Source organism: bacterium (assembly GCA_016708025.1).
Taxonomy (GTDB): domain Bacteria; phylum Zixibacteria; class MSB-5A5; order GN15; family FEB-12; genus FEB-12.
In genome coordinates, this window is record JADJGQ010000002.1 from 460,678 (window position 1) to 478,510 (window position 17,833).

A 17,833-nucleotide genomic window follows, 5' to 3' on the forward strand; every position below is an offset into this window, starting at 1 on the left:
CTGTTCGAGTCTATTTCCCGTCTAGGATCCGCTCGATCTCTGTGAGTGTCTCTGGTGACAAGGCAATTTCCGACGCTTTCACGTTCTCTTCCAACTGCGCGAGCGTTGTTGCGCCGGTGATCGCGGAGGTTATCTCCGGAAGCCGTAGTATCCAGGCCAGCGCCAACTGCCCGACCGTGATTCCCAACTTCTCCGCGATGCCGGTTAGTTTACGGACTTTGGCAATATTGGTTTCGTTCATATCCCGTTCGAGCCATTGACTGGTCGCCCCACGGCTCCCCTCCGGAACCCCGCCATTATACTTGCCGGTCAACAACCCCTGCGCCAGCGGCGACCAGACGACCAGCCCGATGCCGTTTTTGGCGCATGTCGGGAGTATATCCTTCTCAATGTGACGGTCAATCATATTGTAGCGCGGCTGCTCAACCGAGGGGCGATATGTGAAATAACGCTCGGCAACATCCACCGCCTGCTGGATCTGCTCCGCCTCCCAGACGGAATGCCCCCAGTAATGTACCTTCCCCTGACGGATCAGGTCATCCATCGCTCGTGCCGTCTCTTCGACCGGCGTCTCCGGATCAAACCGGTGGCAGAAATAGATATCCAGATAGTCGGTCCCGATCCGCTTGAGTGACTTTTCAATCGATTCCATGATATGTTTGCGGGAGAGCCCGCGGTCATTCACATTGTCCGACATCGGCCAAAATAGCTTGCTTGATATCACCAGGTCGGTTCGCGTGAACTCTTTGATCGCTTTCCCGACGACCTTCTCGGCTTCCCCTTTGCGGTAGATATCTGAGATATCGATGAAATTGATCCCCAGTTCGATCGCGCGCTGGATGATCTGGGTGGAGGTCCTGTCTTCTACCGTCCCGCCATAAGTCAACCATGCGCCGAGCGATATACTGGAAACTTTGAGACCGGTACCACCTACACGCCGATAATTCACACCAACTCCTTTGCCTCGGGTGATCGAATACTCATTGAAATGAAAGTAGTAAGATGCCGGCAATTGAACAACCGGAAAGGGAGACCAACAGACCCGAACTTGACTAACATATACTGACTTTCTTAGGGCCCAGACGGTGTCGATTCAATTGGTTCAGCGAACACCCAAAGTGAAATTGAGCCTCCAAAAAGAGAGACCTGATTCAGGATCGGCTTCGCCCCGGTAAAGAGCAGGTAATTGCCGATCAAACACGCCTTCGGATAGTCTGACTCCGCCAATAACAGGTCAGCCGATGTGGTCAGATTATAGCCCCATAGCTCATATCCTGCAGTCGCTTGCCTCGCCAGCACCAGACGGTCCCGGTTTGCATTCAGCAGGGGCCACCGCGGCGGAAATGTCGATGCTACTTGATACAACGTATCTGTCGCACCATTTAATCCTGCTTCGATCACCGCCCAGTTGAAATCTCCCGTGCGCACGAGACAGGTATAACTACTTTCTGAAAACGCGACGGGATCATAGCCATAACGATCAAACAGCAGACCGCCTCCCGATAGTGAATATCTCGATATGGTAGAGTCATTGACAGTTATGATCGTGCTATTCCCCACAAAGCAGACAGACTCAAATGTGCTGCCGAGAGCCGGCACCATAACGTTCGAATCACTGACGGCATAAACCAGCAAGGTATCATGCCGCAATGCCGCAATCTGCTGGAGATTCTCCGAGGGCGAGGGAGAGGTCAGTCCGGAGTCAAGCCAGATTGGTTCGCGCTCTGGGCGCACGACTCTCGCTCGATAAATACCGGTAAGCGAGGGGGCTGCCGTATCGCGCAAAGAAAAGTAAACATACTGACGGTCAGTCGACAGGATCGGATCGGTCTCAAACGGGTAATAATTTTCACCTTGAGCAGGTACGGGGGTATCTTCCGGACATCCAGCACAAAGCCAGATTGTCGCAATAATAAATATGATCAGTCCAGTTGAACGATACTTCATCGCCTGCTCGCGTTTCTCCCCGCGTCACTAGCTTATACGAACCCGGATCGTCTCCCGATTGCAGAGCCCCGCTCCTAGCGTATCTTGGCTTCGAGCTGTGCGACGCGTATTGAGACATTCTCCCAGATATCCGGTGAATGCTCAGGGTAGCCATCCAGGCGGAAATGATCTTTCGCTCGCTTCAATAGCGCAAGGGCTTCGGTTAAATTCCCCTCATCTTTCGCGATCTCACCCAGATCATCCAGTACCTGTGCGATCGCACTATGATTCCCCAGTCGCTCTGCCCACGCTAACACCGGCCGAAGCCAGCTTTTTGCCGTTTCATTCTGTCCCGTCAATCGATAGGTCATCCCGACATGATAATCCGCGAACAGCTTGGCCGTCTCCGTCGAATGCCGCCAGTGATATTCACGCGCTTTGAGATAGCAGTCAAGCGCATCGTCGAACCGTTTGAGATCATAATATGTCCCGCCAAGATTATTCCAGAGTGGCCCGAGCCAATGCTCAGCTTCGTACGATTCCGCCATCTCGATCCCGCGTTTGGTCCAGTCGATCGCTTCCTGTGGCGAGGCTGCCACAATCCCGCTCATATTGACCGCGTCGATCGCCCGTGCCCGAAGGTCATGCAGGGCGCAGAAGGTATAGTAGTCTTCAAACGTTTTTCGCGCCGCGTCGAGATCTTTCCCTTTCCACTCGAACCGCCCGCGGACTCCAAGATAGCGGGACCATCCAAGCGGGTCGTTCTCCGATGCTTTCGCTGCTGCCTCGGTCAGGATCATCTCTCCATCCGTTCGACTCCCTAGTGTCAGGTAGCATCGCGCCACCTGGCAAAGCGCCTCAACTTCCACCGGCCGATTGAACTCAGCTCGAGCCGTTTCTCCAGCCTTGGTATAGGTCGCCAAGGCGGAATCTATTTCCCGTTTCTGAAATGCAGTGTCAGCCAATTCGAGCAGTTCGGAGGCGGACAGGCCGGACGTTTCCATCAAAGCTCCTTTTTCTCCTCTCTCGGATCGCGTCAAAACGACCCCGGACAGCAGGATAGTCAATGGACCGGAGTAGCATGCCTCAATTGACTACCTTCGCCCTCCGAATATACCGCCTAACTCCCTCTTTTTCAATACAGTAGAGGAGTGAATTCTGTTTGACCCTCTTTTGCTCCAACCATATATTGACCGCCGTCGACTGCCGACAACGACAGTATAAGACAAAGCAAGACTTAACCATTTACCCATTGGTCCCCTATGCGCGCATTCATTACCGGGATTACCGGACAGGACGGCTCCTACCTCGCTGAACTTCTCCTTGAACAAGGATACGAAGTCATCGGTATGGTCCGTCGGTCCTCCACTGAATCATTCGACCGGATAAACCATATCAAAGATAAGATCGAACTGGTCCAGGCAGATCTGCTCGACCAGCTCTCAATCGTCAATGTGATCGAGCACCATCGCCCCAACGAGGTCTACAACCTCGGCGCACAATCCTTTGTGCCGACCTCCTGGGTGCAACCGGTTTTGACCGGCGAGTTTGATGCGCTTGGCGTCACCAAGATGCTCGAAGCGATCCGACTGGTTGACAAAAAGATCAAATTCTACCAGGCGTCATCATCGGAGATGTTCGGCAAGGTCCATGAAGTCCCGCAAAAAGAAACAACGCCGTTTTATCCGCGCTCACCGTACGGCGTGGCCAAAGTGTATGGTCACTTCATCACCGTGAACTATCGCGAGAGCTACGGCATCCATGCCAGCTCCGGGATTCTGTTCAATCATGAATCGCCGCGCCGCGGGCTGGAATTTGTCACCCGGAAGATCACCGATGGCGCAGTACGGATCAAACTTGGTCTGGCCGACAAATTGGCGCTGGGGAATCTCGACGCCAAACGTGACTGGGGATTTGCCGGTGATTATGTCCGCGCAATGTGGCTGATGCTACAACAACCAAACCCTTCTGATTTTGTCATCGCCACCGGCCAGACACATTCGGTCGAAGATTTCGTCAAGCTTGCGTTCGGCCATCTGGATCTCGATTACAAAAAGCATGTTGTCACCGACCAGCGCTTCGTCCGACCCGCCGAGGTCGACCTGCTCTTGGGTGACCCTTCACATGCGAAGAAGACCCTTGGCTGGGAACCGAAAGTCAGTTTCGAACAACTGGTCAAGATGATGGTTGATGCTGACATGGAGCGTCTGTCGGGCTCGCCCCGCGCATGAAACAACGAACCGCTCTGATCACCGGTATCGCCGGATTCGCCGGCTCATGGCTCGCCGAGGAGCTGCTCCGCGAGGGGTACCGCGTTTTTGGTACGCTCGCCCCCGGTGAAACGACCGACAATATCAAGAAGATCAAAACCGATCTCTCTCTCACCCGCCTTGATATTCTCAAGACTCCCGCCTGCCGCAAGTTGGTCGTCTCCGTCAAGCCGGACTACCTGTTTCATTTGGCCGCGATTGCATCAGTAGGCAAATCGTTCGAACTAGAACAGACCACCTTTCGGGTGAATTTTGATGGTACCCAGAACATGCTGGATGCCGCGCGACAGCATACAGGACTTAAAAAGTTCCTATTCGTCGGATCGGCCGATGCATATGGTATTTTCCAGCCCCCCAACCGAACACTTACCGAAAACCAGAGCTTTAACCCGATATCTCCGTATGGGATAGCCAAGGCCGCCGCCGAGTACGCCGCACGCTATTACTGCCGATCCCATCACCTGCCGGTCGTGGTCGCCAGGGCCTTTAATCATTCTGGCCCGCGACAGACCGCAAACTTCGTCATTCCGTCGTTCGCCCGACAGATCGCTGAAATCGAAGCCAGGAGCCAGAAACCAACTCTGATGGTGGGTGACCTCTCGGCTAAACGAGATTTCTCCGATGTCCGCGACATTGTTCGCGGCTATCGCTTGCTGGCTGAGAAGGGGAAACCGGGGGAAGTTTATCAGCTTTGCTCCGGTAAAGCGGTCGCAATAAACGACATCCTGAGGATATTGCTATCCCTCAGTCACGCCGATATAGAGGTCAGGATAGATAAAAGTCGGCTCAGGAAAGCCGATATACCGATACTGCGGGGAAGCCATGCAAAAGCCACTCGCGCAGTGAACTTTACCAGCAAAATACCGTTACGAAAGACTCTGCAGGATACGCTTGAGTATTGGCGTGAGAAGATCGCAACGAAGAAATAGCACCACTTTGGGAGAAGAATAGATGGCAACAAAAGCAAAATCCAAAAAGGCAACCAAATCGTCCGGCAAACAGATATCCGCCGCCGATCAGTTGATTGCCAAGATCCGTAGCCGCGAAGCGATCCCCGGGATCGTCGGACTCGGCTATGTCGGCCTTCCACTCGCCATGGTCCTTTCCGATAACGGCTTCAGAGTCCTCGGACTCGACATTTCCAAAGAGAAAGTCAAACTGCTCAACGCCGGTAAATCAGATATCGATGATATCCCTGATTCCGTCGTCAAGCAGGCTGTCGCCGCGAAACGATTCAGTGCGACCACTGATCCGAGCAAGTTGGCGAAGGTGGATACGATCTCCATCTGTGTGCCGACACCGCTCTCCAAAACCAAGGATCCGGATGTCAGCTACATTCTTGATGCCGTCAATGCGGCCAAGCCGTTCATCAAGAAAGGGACACTGGTCGTTCTCGAATCGACCACCTATCCCGGTACGACCGAAGAGCTGATCCTTCCGATCCTCGAAGCCGGCGGCCTCAAAGTCGGTAAAGATTTCTTCCTGGCGTTTTCGCCGGAACGTGTTGATCCGGGCAACCCGATCTATACAACCAAAAACACTCCGCGCGTAGTTGGCGGTGTCACGCCGGATTGTACCGCCGTGGCGAAAGTCTTCTATGAGCAGACGATCGCGAATGTCTATGCGGTTTCATCGACCAAAGCTGCCGAAATGGTCAAGCTTCTGGAGAATACCTTCCGATCCGTCAATATCGGTCTGGTCAACGAAGTTGCGTTGATGTGCGATCGCCTCGGCCTGAACGTCTGGGAGATCATCAACGCGGCAGCGTCCAAGCCGTTCGGTTTTATGCCGTTCTACCCGGGTCCGGGACTCGGCGGCCATTGTATCCCGATCGACCCGCACTACCTTTCCTGGAAATTGAAATCGCTCAACTACTACGCTCGATTTATCGAGCTGGCCGGCGATGTCAACAGCCATATGCCGGAATATGTCGTCGAGCGGACGATCCGTCTGCTCAACGAGCGCTCCGGCCTTGCTCTCAGCAAAACGAACATTGTCGTCCTCGGTGTTGCTTACAAGCGGGATATCAAAGATGTTCGCGAATCACCGGCGCTCGATGTCATCAAGCTACTTCAGAACCGTGGAGCCAAAGTCCATTACAACGACCCGTTTGTCCCGAACTTCTACCTGGAGCATGGGGAAAAAGGGGAAAAGAGTCGTGGGCTGATGAAGTCGGTCAATCTCTCCGCCGAGCTCCTCAAAAATGCGGACCTGGTGATCATTGTCACCGACCATACCGGTTACGACTATCAGTGGATCGTGAACAATTCCAAGCTGGTGTTCGATACGCGTAACGCCGCGAAAAAGGTTACGAAGAACCGCAGCAAGATCGTTGTTCTGTAAGTACTTCCGCACGTGAGTCCATAGCCGCCCCCCGGGGCGGCTATTTTTTGCCCCCCAAGCGTTTAAATCCAACCCATCGCTGCCGATATACCAGGATAAGGATTATTTTCATTATGACTGCGCAGACACCTAAAAACGATCGGCTCTCCGATGCCCGCCTTATCCTCAAGGATATGCTCAAGGTCATCAAGGTTGTGGCTATGTACCCGGAAGGGAACCCGCTGCCGCAGTCACTCCGTCGCTCCTTTGCCGAAAAGCTGGTTCATATCGCCGAACAACATAACGATCTGAAGTTTCTCATTCAGGCCGACAAAATCGTGCTGGATAAAGAAACGGTTTTCACGGATTCTTCCCGCGAAGAAAGCCTCGCCGGTCTTTTCTTTGAGAATGGCGTCACCAGCCTCACGTTCGGCCACCCACTCGATCTGCTCGAGGTCTACAAACTCCTTGATGTCATAAAGGTCTATCAGAACAAAAGCGCCCTGAATGCTGAGCTCGTTTCTCTCCTCTGGGAAGCCAATTTTGGAAGTATCAAGTTCACTTCCGTTGAAGATATCGCGTTGGCCGACTACGATGGAGACTTCCGGGTTCAAGAGATCCTTGCCTCGGGAGATGACTCACCGAGAGAAGATCGACAGTCCGCCTATGACGAGATCTTCAGAGAAGAATCCACCGATCCGGGAAATGATTCCGGCGGCTATGTGGTCGAACTTCCCGACGATGTCACTGATGAAGAACTCCGCGAGCTGAAAAAGCTCGCCAGAGAGTCCAATGCGCAGGGCGGAGACCAACCCGGTGGCGTTGTCCCCGATGGTCGCACGCTCGTCAATCGTCTACGGGCCGCGCGTAAGAAAAATGCCGCATTTTTCCTGGTCGATCCGGCCGCTGAATCTGACCAACCGTCGACGGGCAATGACCGTATCGACAGCTCAATCCTCCGCGTGGCCGAAGCCGCCGATGCCATGGGGTTTGGCGATTTAATGAATCGCCAGATGGCCGCGCCCGACACCGCGCTGATCCTCAATGATGAATTCAAACTGACCGAAGAAGAAGAACTCGATATTCGTTCGCTTATGGCCAAAGACGCGCAGTTTGATATGTTCGAATCGACGACCGAACTGCTGGCCGAAATGCTCCTCCAGGAGACCGAACTGAGCGCTTTCTTCGAGACGGTTGGTATCTGCGAAAAGCTGACTTTTGATCTCGTCTCTGCCGGACGCTTGATGGAAGCCGGTCACATTCTGGCCAACCTCCGACGTCTGGAAGAAGAACTCTCCGATGGCAAACCGCTCTGGTCAGAACGACTGCGAGACAGTCGTATCGCCGCTGGCAGCGCCAACCGCATGAAACAACTCGGTGACGCGCTCAACCAGTATCCCCAGATTTCGAATTACGATATTCGGAGCTATCTGGAGGTTTTCGGCTGGGAAGCCCTCGCATCCATCACCGACCTGCTCGGCGATCTCCAGCATCGCGCGCATCGCGAATTCCTCTGCGACTTTTTGTCCAATCGCGGCAAAGACAATCTTGCCATTATCGCCAAAGGCGTGCATGACAAACGGTGGTTCGTCGTACGTAATTCGGTGGGCATTCTGGCCCGCATCAACGATGACAAGGCGATCGGCTACCTTGCGCCGGCCCTGAAACATGAAGATAAACGGGTCCGCCTCGAAGTGCTCAACGCCATCAAGGAACGGACCGATGCCCGCACCCTTGACATTCTCCGCAAGGTGCTCCTCGACAAGGAAAGTGACATCCGCCGCACTGCTCTCCAAGCGCTGTTGCATAACCGTGGAAAGGGGAGCTTTGATGCCGTTTCTGCCATGATCTCCGACGCGACCTTCCAGACTATCGACCACGATGAACAGATCGAGGCGCTCCGCGCATATGCTGTTCTTGGGGGAGAACGTGCCGTCTCTTTCCTGCGTAAGCTGGCGACCCGGCTGAATCTGCTGAGTGACGCCATGATCACGTTGCATCGCGCCGCGGCATTCAAGGCGCTGGCCCATTCCCCCAGTCAGGCCGCCGAGACTGTCCTGATCAAATTGAAATCTCACTGGATTCCGGATGTTCGCCGTCAGGCCCGCGATGCCGTCAATCTGCGACGTGAGCTGATGCTTCGTTCCAACGCGCATGCTACTGCTGACCAGAATCACCATTCCCCGGAGGCTACCCATGCCCGTTGAACAGGTCAAACGAGTACTCGGGGACAAAACCGACGAAAAACTGCTGACGCTCTTTTTCGTCCTTTATAAGACCTCCCGGATCATTGATTCCGGTAACGCTGTCTTTAAGAACCAGAGCGAGACATTCTTTAACTATCTGACTCACCTGGTCAATGAATATGGCAATATCACGCTCAAAGCGTTTGGCGGACACTACTTCGTCAACGAGCGGATGGTGAAATTTGATGAGCACGGCGCTTCCGGCGCCGCGCAGGTGGTTGCCGAATGGAAAACCCTCGGCATCGGCGGCATTACGTTCGAGGCCTCAGCCACCCTGGCCGACATCCGTCAATTCATCACGTTTATCGCGGCGATCAAACCGAATTCGTCTAATATCGAAGAACTGGCTGCCCGTCTGAAAACGCAGGGGCATGCCGGCGTCCATCTTCTTTCTCTGAAGCGTGAGGGAGACCAACCCCATCGCCATGTCACGGAAGAAGAGAAAAAGACCATCCGCCTTTCGGCGCGTAACGCCTTCTTCCAGGCGATGACCACTGTGCAGGAACTGGTGGTTAATGTCTCGCAGGATCGCGAGATCAACATGGCCAAGACCCGTCGCGTGGTTCAGGCGCTCATCGACCATGTCTCTCGCGATGAGTCATCCCTGCTGGAACTCGCCTCCATCCGTGATTACGATGATTACACTTACGCTCACTCCACTAACGTCTGCGTCTACTCCCTGACGCTTGGCGCCAGGCTGGGACTCGATCGCTCCCGTCTTTCGCAACTCGGCTTTACCGCGCTTTTCCATGATATCGGGAAAGTGAAACTCCCCAAGGATCTGATCCGCAAGCCGGATGCATACGATGAAAACGACTGGATCCAGATGCAGCGCCACCCGCAACTCGGCGCGAAAACCATTCTGGCTCGACTTAAACTGGACGAACATACCGCCCGTGCGGCCCGTGGTGCGTTTGAACACCACATCAACAGCGACTTTACCGGCTATCCGACTCTTCACCATAAAAAGCGGACCCCGGACCTCTTCTCGCGCATCATCTCGATCGTCGATACCTTCGATGCTCTCAGTTCCGGACGTGTCTACTTGAAAAAATCGATCGCGCCCGATGAGGTTATCAAAAAGATGCGCTCGCAGATGGCGATCAAATTTGATCCCTTCCTGCTGAAGATCTTTACCAATGTCGTGGGAATCTATCCGTCCGGGTCGCTGGTTCTGCTATCGACCAATGAAATCGCATTAGTGCTGACCAACAACGAGCAGAATCTCGCTCGGCCTTATATCAAAATCGTCGGTAACCGTGCCGGACTGCTCGATAATCCGATCTGGATCGACCTTGCCCTGCCGGAAAACGAAGATCGCAAGGTGATGCGGATGATCGATCCGTCACGTTACGGGCTCGACGTCAAGAATTTCATTCTGCAGGATTAGAATCGAAAAGAGATCGCCGCCTGCATCCCATCAGCAGTCGGCGCGAGCTCCAGCCCGATCGTCTCGGTCCGGTTGGCCGGTGATCCGGTCAAGTGAGCATCCACATAGGCGTCGAATACCGAGACCAGCGTGGTCAACCCCAGAAAGAAGAGATATTTGTTTCGCTCCTGGCGGCGGTCCTTGAACATCGAGTAATACTGATTGCGCGTGGAGACTACCGTCGCCGCCTCGTAGCTATCTTTGAAATTGGAAGCTGATTTTCCGTAGTGGATCGCCGCCCCAATACACCATCCCTGTAATCCCGCAAAGATCACTGCCTTGGTGACCCGACCATTTCCGATCTGCCCCCATCCCGGAATCGCCAGAGACTTGAGCAATGCGGTGGTTGGCCTCTGCCTCAATCGCTCTTCGAGATTGGTGCTATCCGTTACCGGCAGCTCGCCGTGAAAGACCGGCGGCACAAAAAGTATCGTGTCGTTCTGAATGAGGGGAGCTTTGCTTGAATCTACCACTGTCGTATCGGACAGTGTGCTGTCAATGACAGGGGAAGGGGCAACTTGACTATACGCAGGCGCGGCGAACGCGCAGAACAGGACCACCAGCAGCACTAACAATCTGGTCGGTTTCATACCTCAACAGAAGACCTTAACCTGCTTGTCGCCGATCTTCACCGCCAACACGGTCGTCGGCAGCGTGATCAACTCGCCATCCAGATACATCACCTTATCTTTGATCGGCTGCAGGTTGATGGTTTTCCCGCGGTACATCCGCACATCCGTCCCATACAGGAACTTCCCCTTCTGAATCGCTCTGGTGATGGAGGAAAACTCCCCGAGCTGCCCACCCTGATCGAAAATCACTTCCGCCTGACCATCATCCACCAGCGCCGCGCTGGCGAAGGGGAGACCAACCGCATACGGGAGAAGGTGGATATTCATCATCACCGGCGATATCTCAAAGCGAAAGGCATCGATCTTGGCCACGAGCTTTTCAACCGTCACCGCGGACGCTGCTTTTGCCCCAAGCTGCGACCATCCGAACCCGAAGCGCGGTGAACGGATCGACTTTAAGTTATCCGCCAACTCTGGAAGAAATCCGATACCGATCGCGTTGAAGAACGGCTGATCGGCCGCCATCCCGGCATCGATCTTCTTGTAATCCCCCTTTAATATCCGGGCAATCGCCACTTTCGGTTCAACTGCCTGGTAGAGGTAACGGGCGATGTTGTTGAATCTCCCCATCGGGAGGATCCCAACCGGGAGTTCACTCTCCATCGCGGCGCGTGCCACCAGATTGAATGTCCCATCCCCGCCGCAGGCGATCAGCGCGGTAAACTCCCCTCGCTTGGCCACTACCGGGGCCAGTTCCGATGAATCTTTGTGCGGTTGGACGATCGCCAGTGCCTGCTTATAAAGCGACATGGCGCTTTCCGGCTCAAACGTGGTGTAATAACCGCCCCGCTCTTTGACCGCGGACGTCAACTGGTCGATCTGTTTGGCCTGGTAGCCGGACGCTTTCCGATTAACAAACAGTGCCACATGGCTCTGCTTTTCCTTCTGATGACGACTTCTTGGCATGGCGGTAGTATACGTTCTCCTGCCCTCCCCGCAAGGATTTTGCTTCCTCCGGCCTCCCTCTCCCTTGAAATACTTGAAGTCTTTGGCGTTAGGGCATATACTACTGGTATGCCCGCCGATCTGATCAAACTTGCTCGACCCGGTCAATGGATCAAGAACTGGGTGCTCCTTGCCGCCCTCATTTTTGCCGGCACCCTGCGGGATACCTCGCGCCTCTGGCTCGCCCTGGCGGCGGTCGGTATCTTCTGCCTTCTCTCTTCAGCTATTTATACCCTCAATGACCTGATCGACCGCAACTCCGACAAACAGCACCCGCTGAAAAAGGACCGCCCCATCGCTTCTGGCCGAGTCACTCCGACCAAAGCGATCGCCATGGTGATCATCCTCCTCGCCATCGGCCTGACCGCCGCATTCTGGATCAACTGGCAGTTTGGCACAGTCGCGATCGGATTTGTTCTGCTCAATTTCGGCTATTCGATCAAACTGAAAGATCTCGTCATCATCGATGTTGTCGCGCTTGCTCTCAGCTTTGTCCTGCGCGCCTATGCCGGCGCCGTCGCCATAAATGTCCCTGCCTCCAAATGGCTCCTGATCACCACCTTCATGCTCGCCCTTTTCCTGGGCTTCGGCAAACGCCGGCATGAACTGGTACTCCTCGAATCAACCGCCAGCGCTCATCGCAAATCCCTCAGCCATTATTCCCCATATCTGCTCGACCAGATCATCGGCGTTACCACTGCCTCAGTGCTGGTCGTTTATATGCTTTACACTTTCTCCGACGAGGTTTCGGTCAAGCTCGGCACTCAGAACCTCTATCTGACCATCCCTTTTGTCGTTTATGGCATCTTTCGCTATCTCTATCTGATCCACCGCCTGGACGAAGGCGGCTCGCCGACCCGCGTCCTCTTTGCCGATAAACCGATTCTGATCAATGTCGCACTCTGGTTTGTTGCCGTCACTCTGATCCTCTATCATCTCTGGTAGACTTTGGCTCCCTTTTCCCGTAGAATAGATATACCATGAACGGCAAACTAAACGCTCAGAATCTCAACGACCCGATCGTCGATTACCTCCATCGGAATATCACTACCCTGCGCGATACCGAAACAGTGCAGGAGGCGATGGCCCGTTTGCGCGGCACGGAGCTGAGCGAAAAGATCATCTATTTTTATGTGCTGAATGATCGCTCCCAACTGGTCGGTGTCGTTCCGGTTCGACGGCTCCTCATGTCGCCGCTTCAGGACAAGATATCCTCTCTCATGCTGACACGGGTTGTCTCCATCCCGGAGCGTGCCACCGTCCTGATCGCCATGGAGCAATTCCTTTTCTACCGCTATCTGGCGTTGCCGGTTGTCGATGCTCAGAATCATTTGCTCGGGGTGGTGGATATTGAACTTTTCACCGAAGAACTGAGCGCTCTCTCCGAACAGCATGAGATCGAAAACGCCTTCCAGTTGATCGGTATTCACGTTACCCTTGGTCGCAAGTCATCGCTCTGGGCGAGCTATCTCGACCGCTTTCCCTGGCTGTTGGTCAATATCCTCGGCGGACTGATGTGTGCGCTCATCATGAGCCAGTACGAGTCGCTGCTGGAGATCGTCATTCTGCTCGCCATGTTTGTTCCGGTTGTACTCGCACTCGCTGAATCGGTCTCGATGCAGTCGATGACCCTCACTCTGCAGGGACTGCCTGAGACCGGACAATCGGATATCATGCTCCTCTCCGCGCTTCGACGCGAACTGCTGGTCGCCGCCCTGATCGGCCTTTCCAGCGGTGCGATCGTCGGCGCTGTCGCCTGGATCTGGCAACGCGATTGGGTGGTTGCGCTGGTTATCGGCGGCGCGATCTGGGTCTCCATGATCACCGCTTGTCTTCTCGGGGTGGCGGTGCCGGGGATCATCCGACGTCTCAAGATCAATCCACAGATCGCCGCCGGCCCGATCGTGCTTGCGGTCGCCGACATTATAGCCCTGATGTTTTACTTCAATCTCTCCGGCTGGCTGCTGGAACGACTCTAATTCAGATCGGCCAAACACAAAGAAAAACGGCCCGGTTATCAACCGGGCCGATTCACAAGATTGTCTTTAACTCACCGTCTATTTCTTCGTCCCCAAAAACGCCTTGAGTGTCTCAAAATCCTTCTCATCCGCCACCGAATACGCCTCATCGACATACTCGATCTTCCCATCCGGCCCCACTACAAATACCGACCGCTTGAAATACCCCTTCTCTTCAGCAAAGACCCCCATCTTTTTCCCAAACTCCCGCCAATGATCCGCCAGCAATCTGAATGGAAGATTGTGGTGCTTCGCCCATTCCTGATGCGAATAGACCAGATCGGCCGAGATCGGCAACACCTCAACATTCAGCCCTTCAAACTGCGCAATCGCATCGCGGAATGTGCAGACCTCCTTGGTACAACCGCCCGACCAGTCGGCAGGGTAGAAGGCCAGCAGATACCGCTTCCCCTTCAAATCAGCCGAACCGATCCCTTCCCAACTGATCGAATCCCTGGTCGCATACGGCAGTTTGAACTCCGGGATCGTGTCACCAACCTGTGGCATGGCAGCTGTCCTTTCTGTGGCAAATCCGGCGATTGAGACCACCGCAATGATCATCGCCATCAAGATTCTTCGACTCATCAATACTCCTTGTCGCTCTGCAAATTTGTTTCTCCCTGAACAATTGCCGACCGCTCCCGGTTTCCGGACATTTTCCGTCAGAAATTAGCTATTGACGAACCCTTCCCGGCGTCGTTGTTTCCTGCCAACCGAAACGAAAGAAGAAATGGCTAAACACAAAGTTACTCTTATTCCTGGCGACGGTATCGGCCCCGAGGTTTCCGAGGCGACCGTCCGCGTAATCGAGGCTGCCGGCGTTGACATCCAGTGGGACCGCCACGAGGCCGGCATGGCCGGTATCCAGAAATACGGCGAGTCTGTTCCCGATGCCCTGCTTGATTCCATCAAAGAGAACAAGGTCGCGCTCAAGGGCCCGTTAACCACTCTCGTCGGCAAAGGATTCAAATCCGCGAATGTGACGCTTCGCCAAAGACTCGACCTCTATGTCAACCTCCGGCCGGTCAAATCGATCGGCGGTGTTCCGAGCCATTTCGACAAAGTTGACCTGGTCATCTTCCGCGAAAATACGGAAGACCTCTATACCGGTATCGAAAGCATGGTCTCGCCCGGGGTGATGACCGCCATGAAAGTGGTCACCGAAAAAGCCTCCGCCAAGATCGCGCGCTGGGCGTTTGAATATGCCCGCAAAAACAAGCGCAAGAAGATCACCCTGGTGCATAAAGCGAATATCATGAAGATGACCGATGGGCTCTTCCTGCGCACCTTCGAAGAGATCGCCAAAGAATATCCCGATATCAAAGCCGAGGATCGCATTGTCGATGCCCTCTGCATGCAACTGGTGATGGACCCGACCCGCTTTGATATGCTGCTCTTGGGAAATCTGTTTGGTGATATCGTTTCCGATCTCGCCGCCGGCCTGGTCGGCGGACTGGGTGTGGTGCCGGGAGCCAATATCGGTGATGAGTACGCCGTCTTCGAAGCTGTCCATGGTACCGCACCCGACATTGCCGGCAAAAATGTCGCTAACCCGACCGCACTGATCTTTTCGGCGCTGCTGATGCTTCGTTATCTCGGTGAGGAAGAGGCGGCCGACCGGATCTGGAAAGCGATGGTCCTTTCACTCGCGATGGGGCACCACCTGACGCGCGATCTCGGCGGCACCTGCTCGACAACTGAATTCACCGATGAATTGATCAAAGAGATAAAAAGCCGGACATAGGATTCGTCTGGTTTTGTCGGTCAAGGGCTCGGCGTTAGGGAAACTCCGAGCCCTTTCTGTTTGTGTGGATGGCGAGTGTGCGCGATAAAGGATTGCTTGTACGCCCCTCATCCGGCGCTTCGCGCCACCTTCTCCCAGAGGGAGAAGGGACTTTCCCCTCTCCCCTTGGGAGAGGGTGCCCTGAAAGGGCGGGTGAGGGATTGACCTTGGGTCCCCCTGCCAACTTTCCCAATGCATCAATCTACCGCATTTACTATATTCCCCCCATGACACCTATCATGCCGACCGAAGGACTGATGTGCTGGAGTTGCGGCAAACCGACCGGGATCACCGGCAAAGTCTTCCGCAATGACACCTGCCCGCACTGCAACGCTGATATGCGATGCTGCCGCGGCTGCCGACATTTCGATCCGACTCGACGGTTCCAGTGCCGTGAGACGATCGAGAGCAATATCGTGGAGAAAGAGAAATCGAATTTCTGCGATGTCTATCAATTCCGCGAGGTGATCAAAAAAGCGGGGGGCGTCTCGACCCAGGGCCCGGAAACCAAAGATAACCGGAAAAAGAAATTCGACGATCTGTTTAATGATTGATCAAGCGGGGGATTCGGTGAGTGTGGTCTGAAGTTGTTCTGAGCACCCTGCTCTACTTCATTGCCGGCTTGCTTGTGCTGGCGCTGGTTGTTCTTCTGTCGCAGATAGTTTTGGCGGCTATCCCTTTCCATCAATTGCAGCGAGTTTACAGCTTTCTCTTACGAGGTCGAGGGGCGATTCTTTGGAAAAGCCTGCGACGGCTCATTGGCCTCTTTCTGGATGACAAAGGCGTACCGGTTCTGAAATTCGGCCGCAATCTGATTATCACTCTGGCAATTCTTTTGATAGCAGCCATCCTCGGTGCGTATCTCGATGTTACCGGGAACCTGCCGTGGTCGGGTTGGCTGAAGTAAGTGGCGGCTCGTAGGTCAGGCGCGGTCGACAAGCAGCGCGATGTCGATTATCTGCGCGCCTGACATTTCGCTGTCAGGTCCGCCATTTTGTGCTGCTTCGCATCATGCGGGCCCGACCTGCTCACTTATTAGTGGTCACCAGAGTTAATGGTATTGACATTGACGCTTTTGGCATATAGGTTTCTGTAAACTTGGGGAGTCTATTATGCTCTATCTATTTAATTCCGCATTTCGACCACTGTACCTGACAAATGTGCACAATACGCTGTTCTTGCCCAGCGGATGGACCAATGATTACAGGTATAAGATTGGAGAACAGGTTTCTGAGGATATCAAAGACACCTTAAAGAGACAAGACGACTTGCTCATTGTCTACATTGATCGGTTCGCAATTGACGGATACAGATTTTATCCGCTTCGAAAGGGTAGATTCTTGAGCATAAGAACGGAATTGGATCGATTCTTTTTTCGGGTAGTACTCGAAGACTATGTGTTTCCAGTCGACATAACGGATTTTCAAACGACTATAAGGAACCGCCTCATAGAGAAGGGCATGCCGCAACTTCAGGGGTCCGACCCAAAGAGTACAAAAGATGGCCAATACGCCATTGTTGACACAGAGGCAATTTTGAATCAGGGGAAATACTATTCCAGCGAGACAGCTTGGACAAAAGCTGTAGAAGCGCTCTTCCAGACTCAGGCATTCAAGGACCTATCAACATCTAGCAATGCCAATCTCTTTGCCAAGGCCTCGCTTTCACGTAGGTCAACTCCCAAAAAGGAGCTTTCTCCGAAAATTAAGAGCGACACAGCGCTATTTGTACTTCATCAGAATGAACAATATGACTTCAAGTTGAACTATGTGTATCCAATTCAGCAGGCTGACCAAACAAAAATGGCAAAGATAGAAGTTGTCGGCGACGACACTGTTAGGTGCTTGGGGTCAAGTGCGCTGATTGTCGACAGCTACTCAAATAGTGTCTCATACGGTTTCACGTTGAAGCGACACTTAGAGGAAACCAAAGGTTCCTTGAGCTTGCGATATTCAACAGGGATTTCTGAAGCAAAGGAGACTGGAACAGTAGTCGGGCCCGATCGACCTATTGTGTTTGAAATAAAGAATAAGGCCTGGTTTTGGTTTTGGATATGTCTGTTGATTCTATGTTACACGACATCGACATTTGTAGTCGGGACTGATTGGAGTGAAGTGTGGCCACTCAGTATCACTTCAATTTTCGTGCTCTACTACCCGAAATTGGCTGCTGTAGCCGTTCAGACACTTGCGCTAGTCTTGTTGTTCAAAATGTTGGGCAAGAAAATCATATGAGCCAGCCACTTACCTGCTGGCAATATCT

The 17,833-nt window shown here is 53.7% G+C and carries 17 protein-coding genes; 11 read left to right on the forward strand and 6 right to left on the reverse strand.

Annotated features, from left to right (window positions below; translation table 11 throughout):
• Positions 1–10 precede the first annotated feature (10 nt).
• The 3 genes from IPH75_08245 to IPH75_08255 all read right to left on the reverse strand — a co-directional run bounded on the left by IPH75_08245 (position 11) and on the right by IPH75_08255 (position 2,930).
• Positions 11–949, reverse strand: a complete 939-nt coding sequence (locus IPH75_08245; protein ID MBK7142054.1) for an aldo/keto reductase family protein — start codon at positions 947–949, stop codon at positions 11–13.
• Between the two features lie 122 nt (positions 950–1,071).
• A complete protein-coding gene (locus IPH75_08250) occupies positions 1,072–1,947 on the reverse strand; it encodes a hypothetical protein (protein MBK7142055.1) in 876 nt (291 codons plus the stop codon).
• 74 nt (positions 1,948–2,021) lie between these two features.
• Entirely contained in the window at positions 2,022–2,930 is a 909-nt protein-coding gene (locus tag IPH75_08255; GenBank protein MBK7142056.1) for a tetratricopeptide repeat protein, read from the reverse strand.
• A 258-nt stretch (positions 2,931–3,188) separates the two neighbouring features.
• Here IPH75_08255 and gmd point away from each other — a divergent pair, with 258 nt between their 5' ends.
• The 5 genes from gmd (at position 3,189) to IPH75_08280 (ending at position 10,154) form a co-directional block, all read left to right on the forward strand.
• Positions 3,189–4,157, forward strand: coding sequence for a GDP-mannose 4,6-dehydratase (gene gmd, locus IPH75_08260; protein MBK7142057.1), 969 nt, complete (start codon positions 3,189–3,191; stop codon positions 4,155–4,157).
• Positions 4,154–5,125, forward strand: coding sequence for a GDP-mannose 4,6-dehydratase (locus IPH75_08265; GenBank protein ID MBK7142058.1), 972 nt, complete (start codon positions 4,154–4,156; stop codon positions 5,123–5,125). Before gmd ends, IPH75_08265 begins: the two co-directional genes overlap by 4 nt.
• 73 nt (positions 5,126–5,198) lie before the next feature.
• On the forward strand, positions 5,199–6,539 hold the full coding sequence (locus IPH75_08270) for a nucleotide sugar dehydrogenase (GenBank protein ID MBK7142059.1): 1,341 nt from the start codon (positions 5,199–5,201) through the stop codon (positions 6,537–6,539).
• A gap of 113 nt (positions 6,540–6,652) precedes the next feature.
• Positions 6,653–8,725, forward strand: a complete 2,073-nt coding sequence (locus IPH75_08275) for a HEAT repeat domain-containing protein (GenBank protein MBK7142060.1) — start codon at positions 6,653–6,655, stop codon at positions 8,723–8,725.
• Positions 8,715–10,154: an HD domain-containing protein gene (locus IPH75_08280; GenBank protein ID MBK7142061.1), complete on the forward strand. Its 1,440-nt coding sequence runs from the start codon at positions 8,715–8,717 to the stop codon at positions 10,152–10,154. Before IPH75_08275 ends, IPH75_08280 begins: the two co-directional genes overlap by 11 nt.
• Here IPH75_08280 and IPH75_08285 read toward each other — a convergent pair.
• Together IPH75_08285 and IPH75_08290 are read right to left on the reverse strand one after the other, a co-directional pair.
• Complete coding sequence (locus tag IPH75_08285) at positions 10,151–10,783, reverse strand: hypothetical protein (protein MBK7142062.1); 633 nt, start codon at positions 10,781–10,783, stop codon at positions 10,151–10,153. The genes IPH75_08280 and IPH75_08285 overlap by 4 nt on opposite strands.
• A 3-nt stretch (positions 10,784–10,786) precedes the next feature.
• Positions 10,787–11,731 (reverse strand): hypothetical protein, encoded by a 945-nt coding sequence (locus IPH75_08290; protein ID MBK7142063.1) that lies wholly within the window; start codon positions 11,729–11,731, stop codon positions 10,787–10,789.
• Between IPH75_08290 and IPH75_08295 the strand changes: the two genes are divergently transcribed.
• Positions 11,714–12,715 (forward strand): decaprenyl-phosphate phosphoribosyltransferase, encoded by a 1,002-nt coding sequence (locus IPH75_08295; protein MBK7142064.1) that lies wholly within the window; start codon positions 11,714–11,716, stop codon positions 12,713–12,715. The genes IPH75_08290 and IPH75_08295 overlap by 18 nt on opposite strands.
• Positions 12,716–12,750: 35 nt before the next feature.
• Positions 12,751–13,749: a magnesium transporter gene (locus tag IPH75_08300; GenBank protein MBK7142065.1), complete on the forward strand. Its 999-nt coding sequence runs from the start codon at positions 12,751–12,753 to the stop codon at positions 13,747–13,749.
• Between the two features lie 78 nt (positions 13,750–13,827).
• On the opposite strand, the gene IPH75_08305 is transcribed toward IPH75_08300, so the two are convergent.
• The gene (locus IPH75_08305; GenBank protein ID MBK7142066.1) at positions 13,828–14,373 is read right to left on the reverse strand and encodes a peroxiredoxin; all 546 of its coding nucleotides are present in this window, start codon (positions 14,371–14,373) and stop codon (positions 13,828–13,830) included.
• A gap of 145 nt (positions 14,374–14,518) precedes the next feature.
• On the opposite strand from IPH75_08305, the gene IPH75_08310 reads away from it, so the two are divergent.
• The 4 genes from IPH75_08310 to IPH75_08325 all read left to right on the forward strand — a co-directional run bounded on the left by IPH75_08310 (position 14,519) and on the right by IPH75_08325 (position 17,805).
• Complete coding sequence (locus IPH75_08310; GenBank protein MBK7142067.1) at positions 14,519–15,532, forward strand: isocitrate/isopropylmalate dehydrogenase family protein; 1,014 nt, start codon at positions 14,519–14,521, stop codon at positions 15,530–15,532.
• A 266-nt stretch (positions 15,533–15,798) separates the two neighbouring features.
• Positions 15,799–16,125: a hypothetical protein gene (locus tag IPH75_08315; GenBank protein ID MBK7142068.1), complete on the forward strand. Its 327-nt coding sequence runs from the start codon at positions 15,799–15,801 to the stop codon at positions 16,123–16,125.
• Between the two features lie 20 nt (positions 16,126–16,145).
• Complete coding sequence (locus tag IPH75_08320; protein ID MBK7142069.1) at positions 16,146–16,478, forward strand: hypothetical protein; 333 nt, start codon at positions 16,146–16,148, stop codon at positions 16,476–16,478.
• Between the two features lie 205 nt (positions 16,479–16,683).
• Complete coding sequence (locus IPH75_08325) at positions 16,684–17,805, forward strand: hypothetical protein (GenBank protein MBK7142070.1); 1,122 nt, start codon at positions 16,684–16,686, stop codon at positions 17,803–17,805.
• Positions 17,806–17,833: the final 28 nt, after the last annotated feature.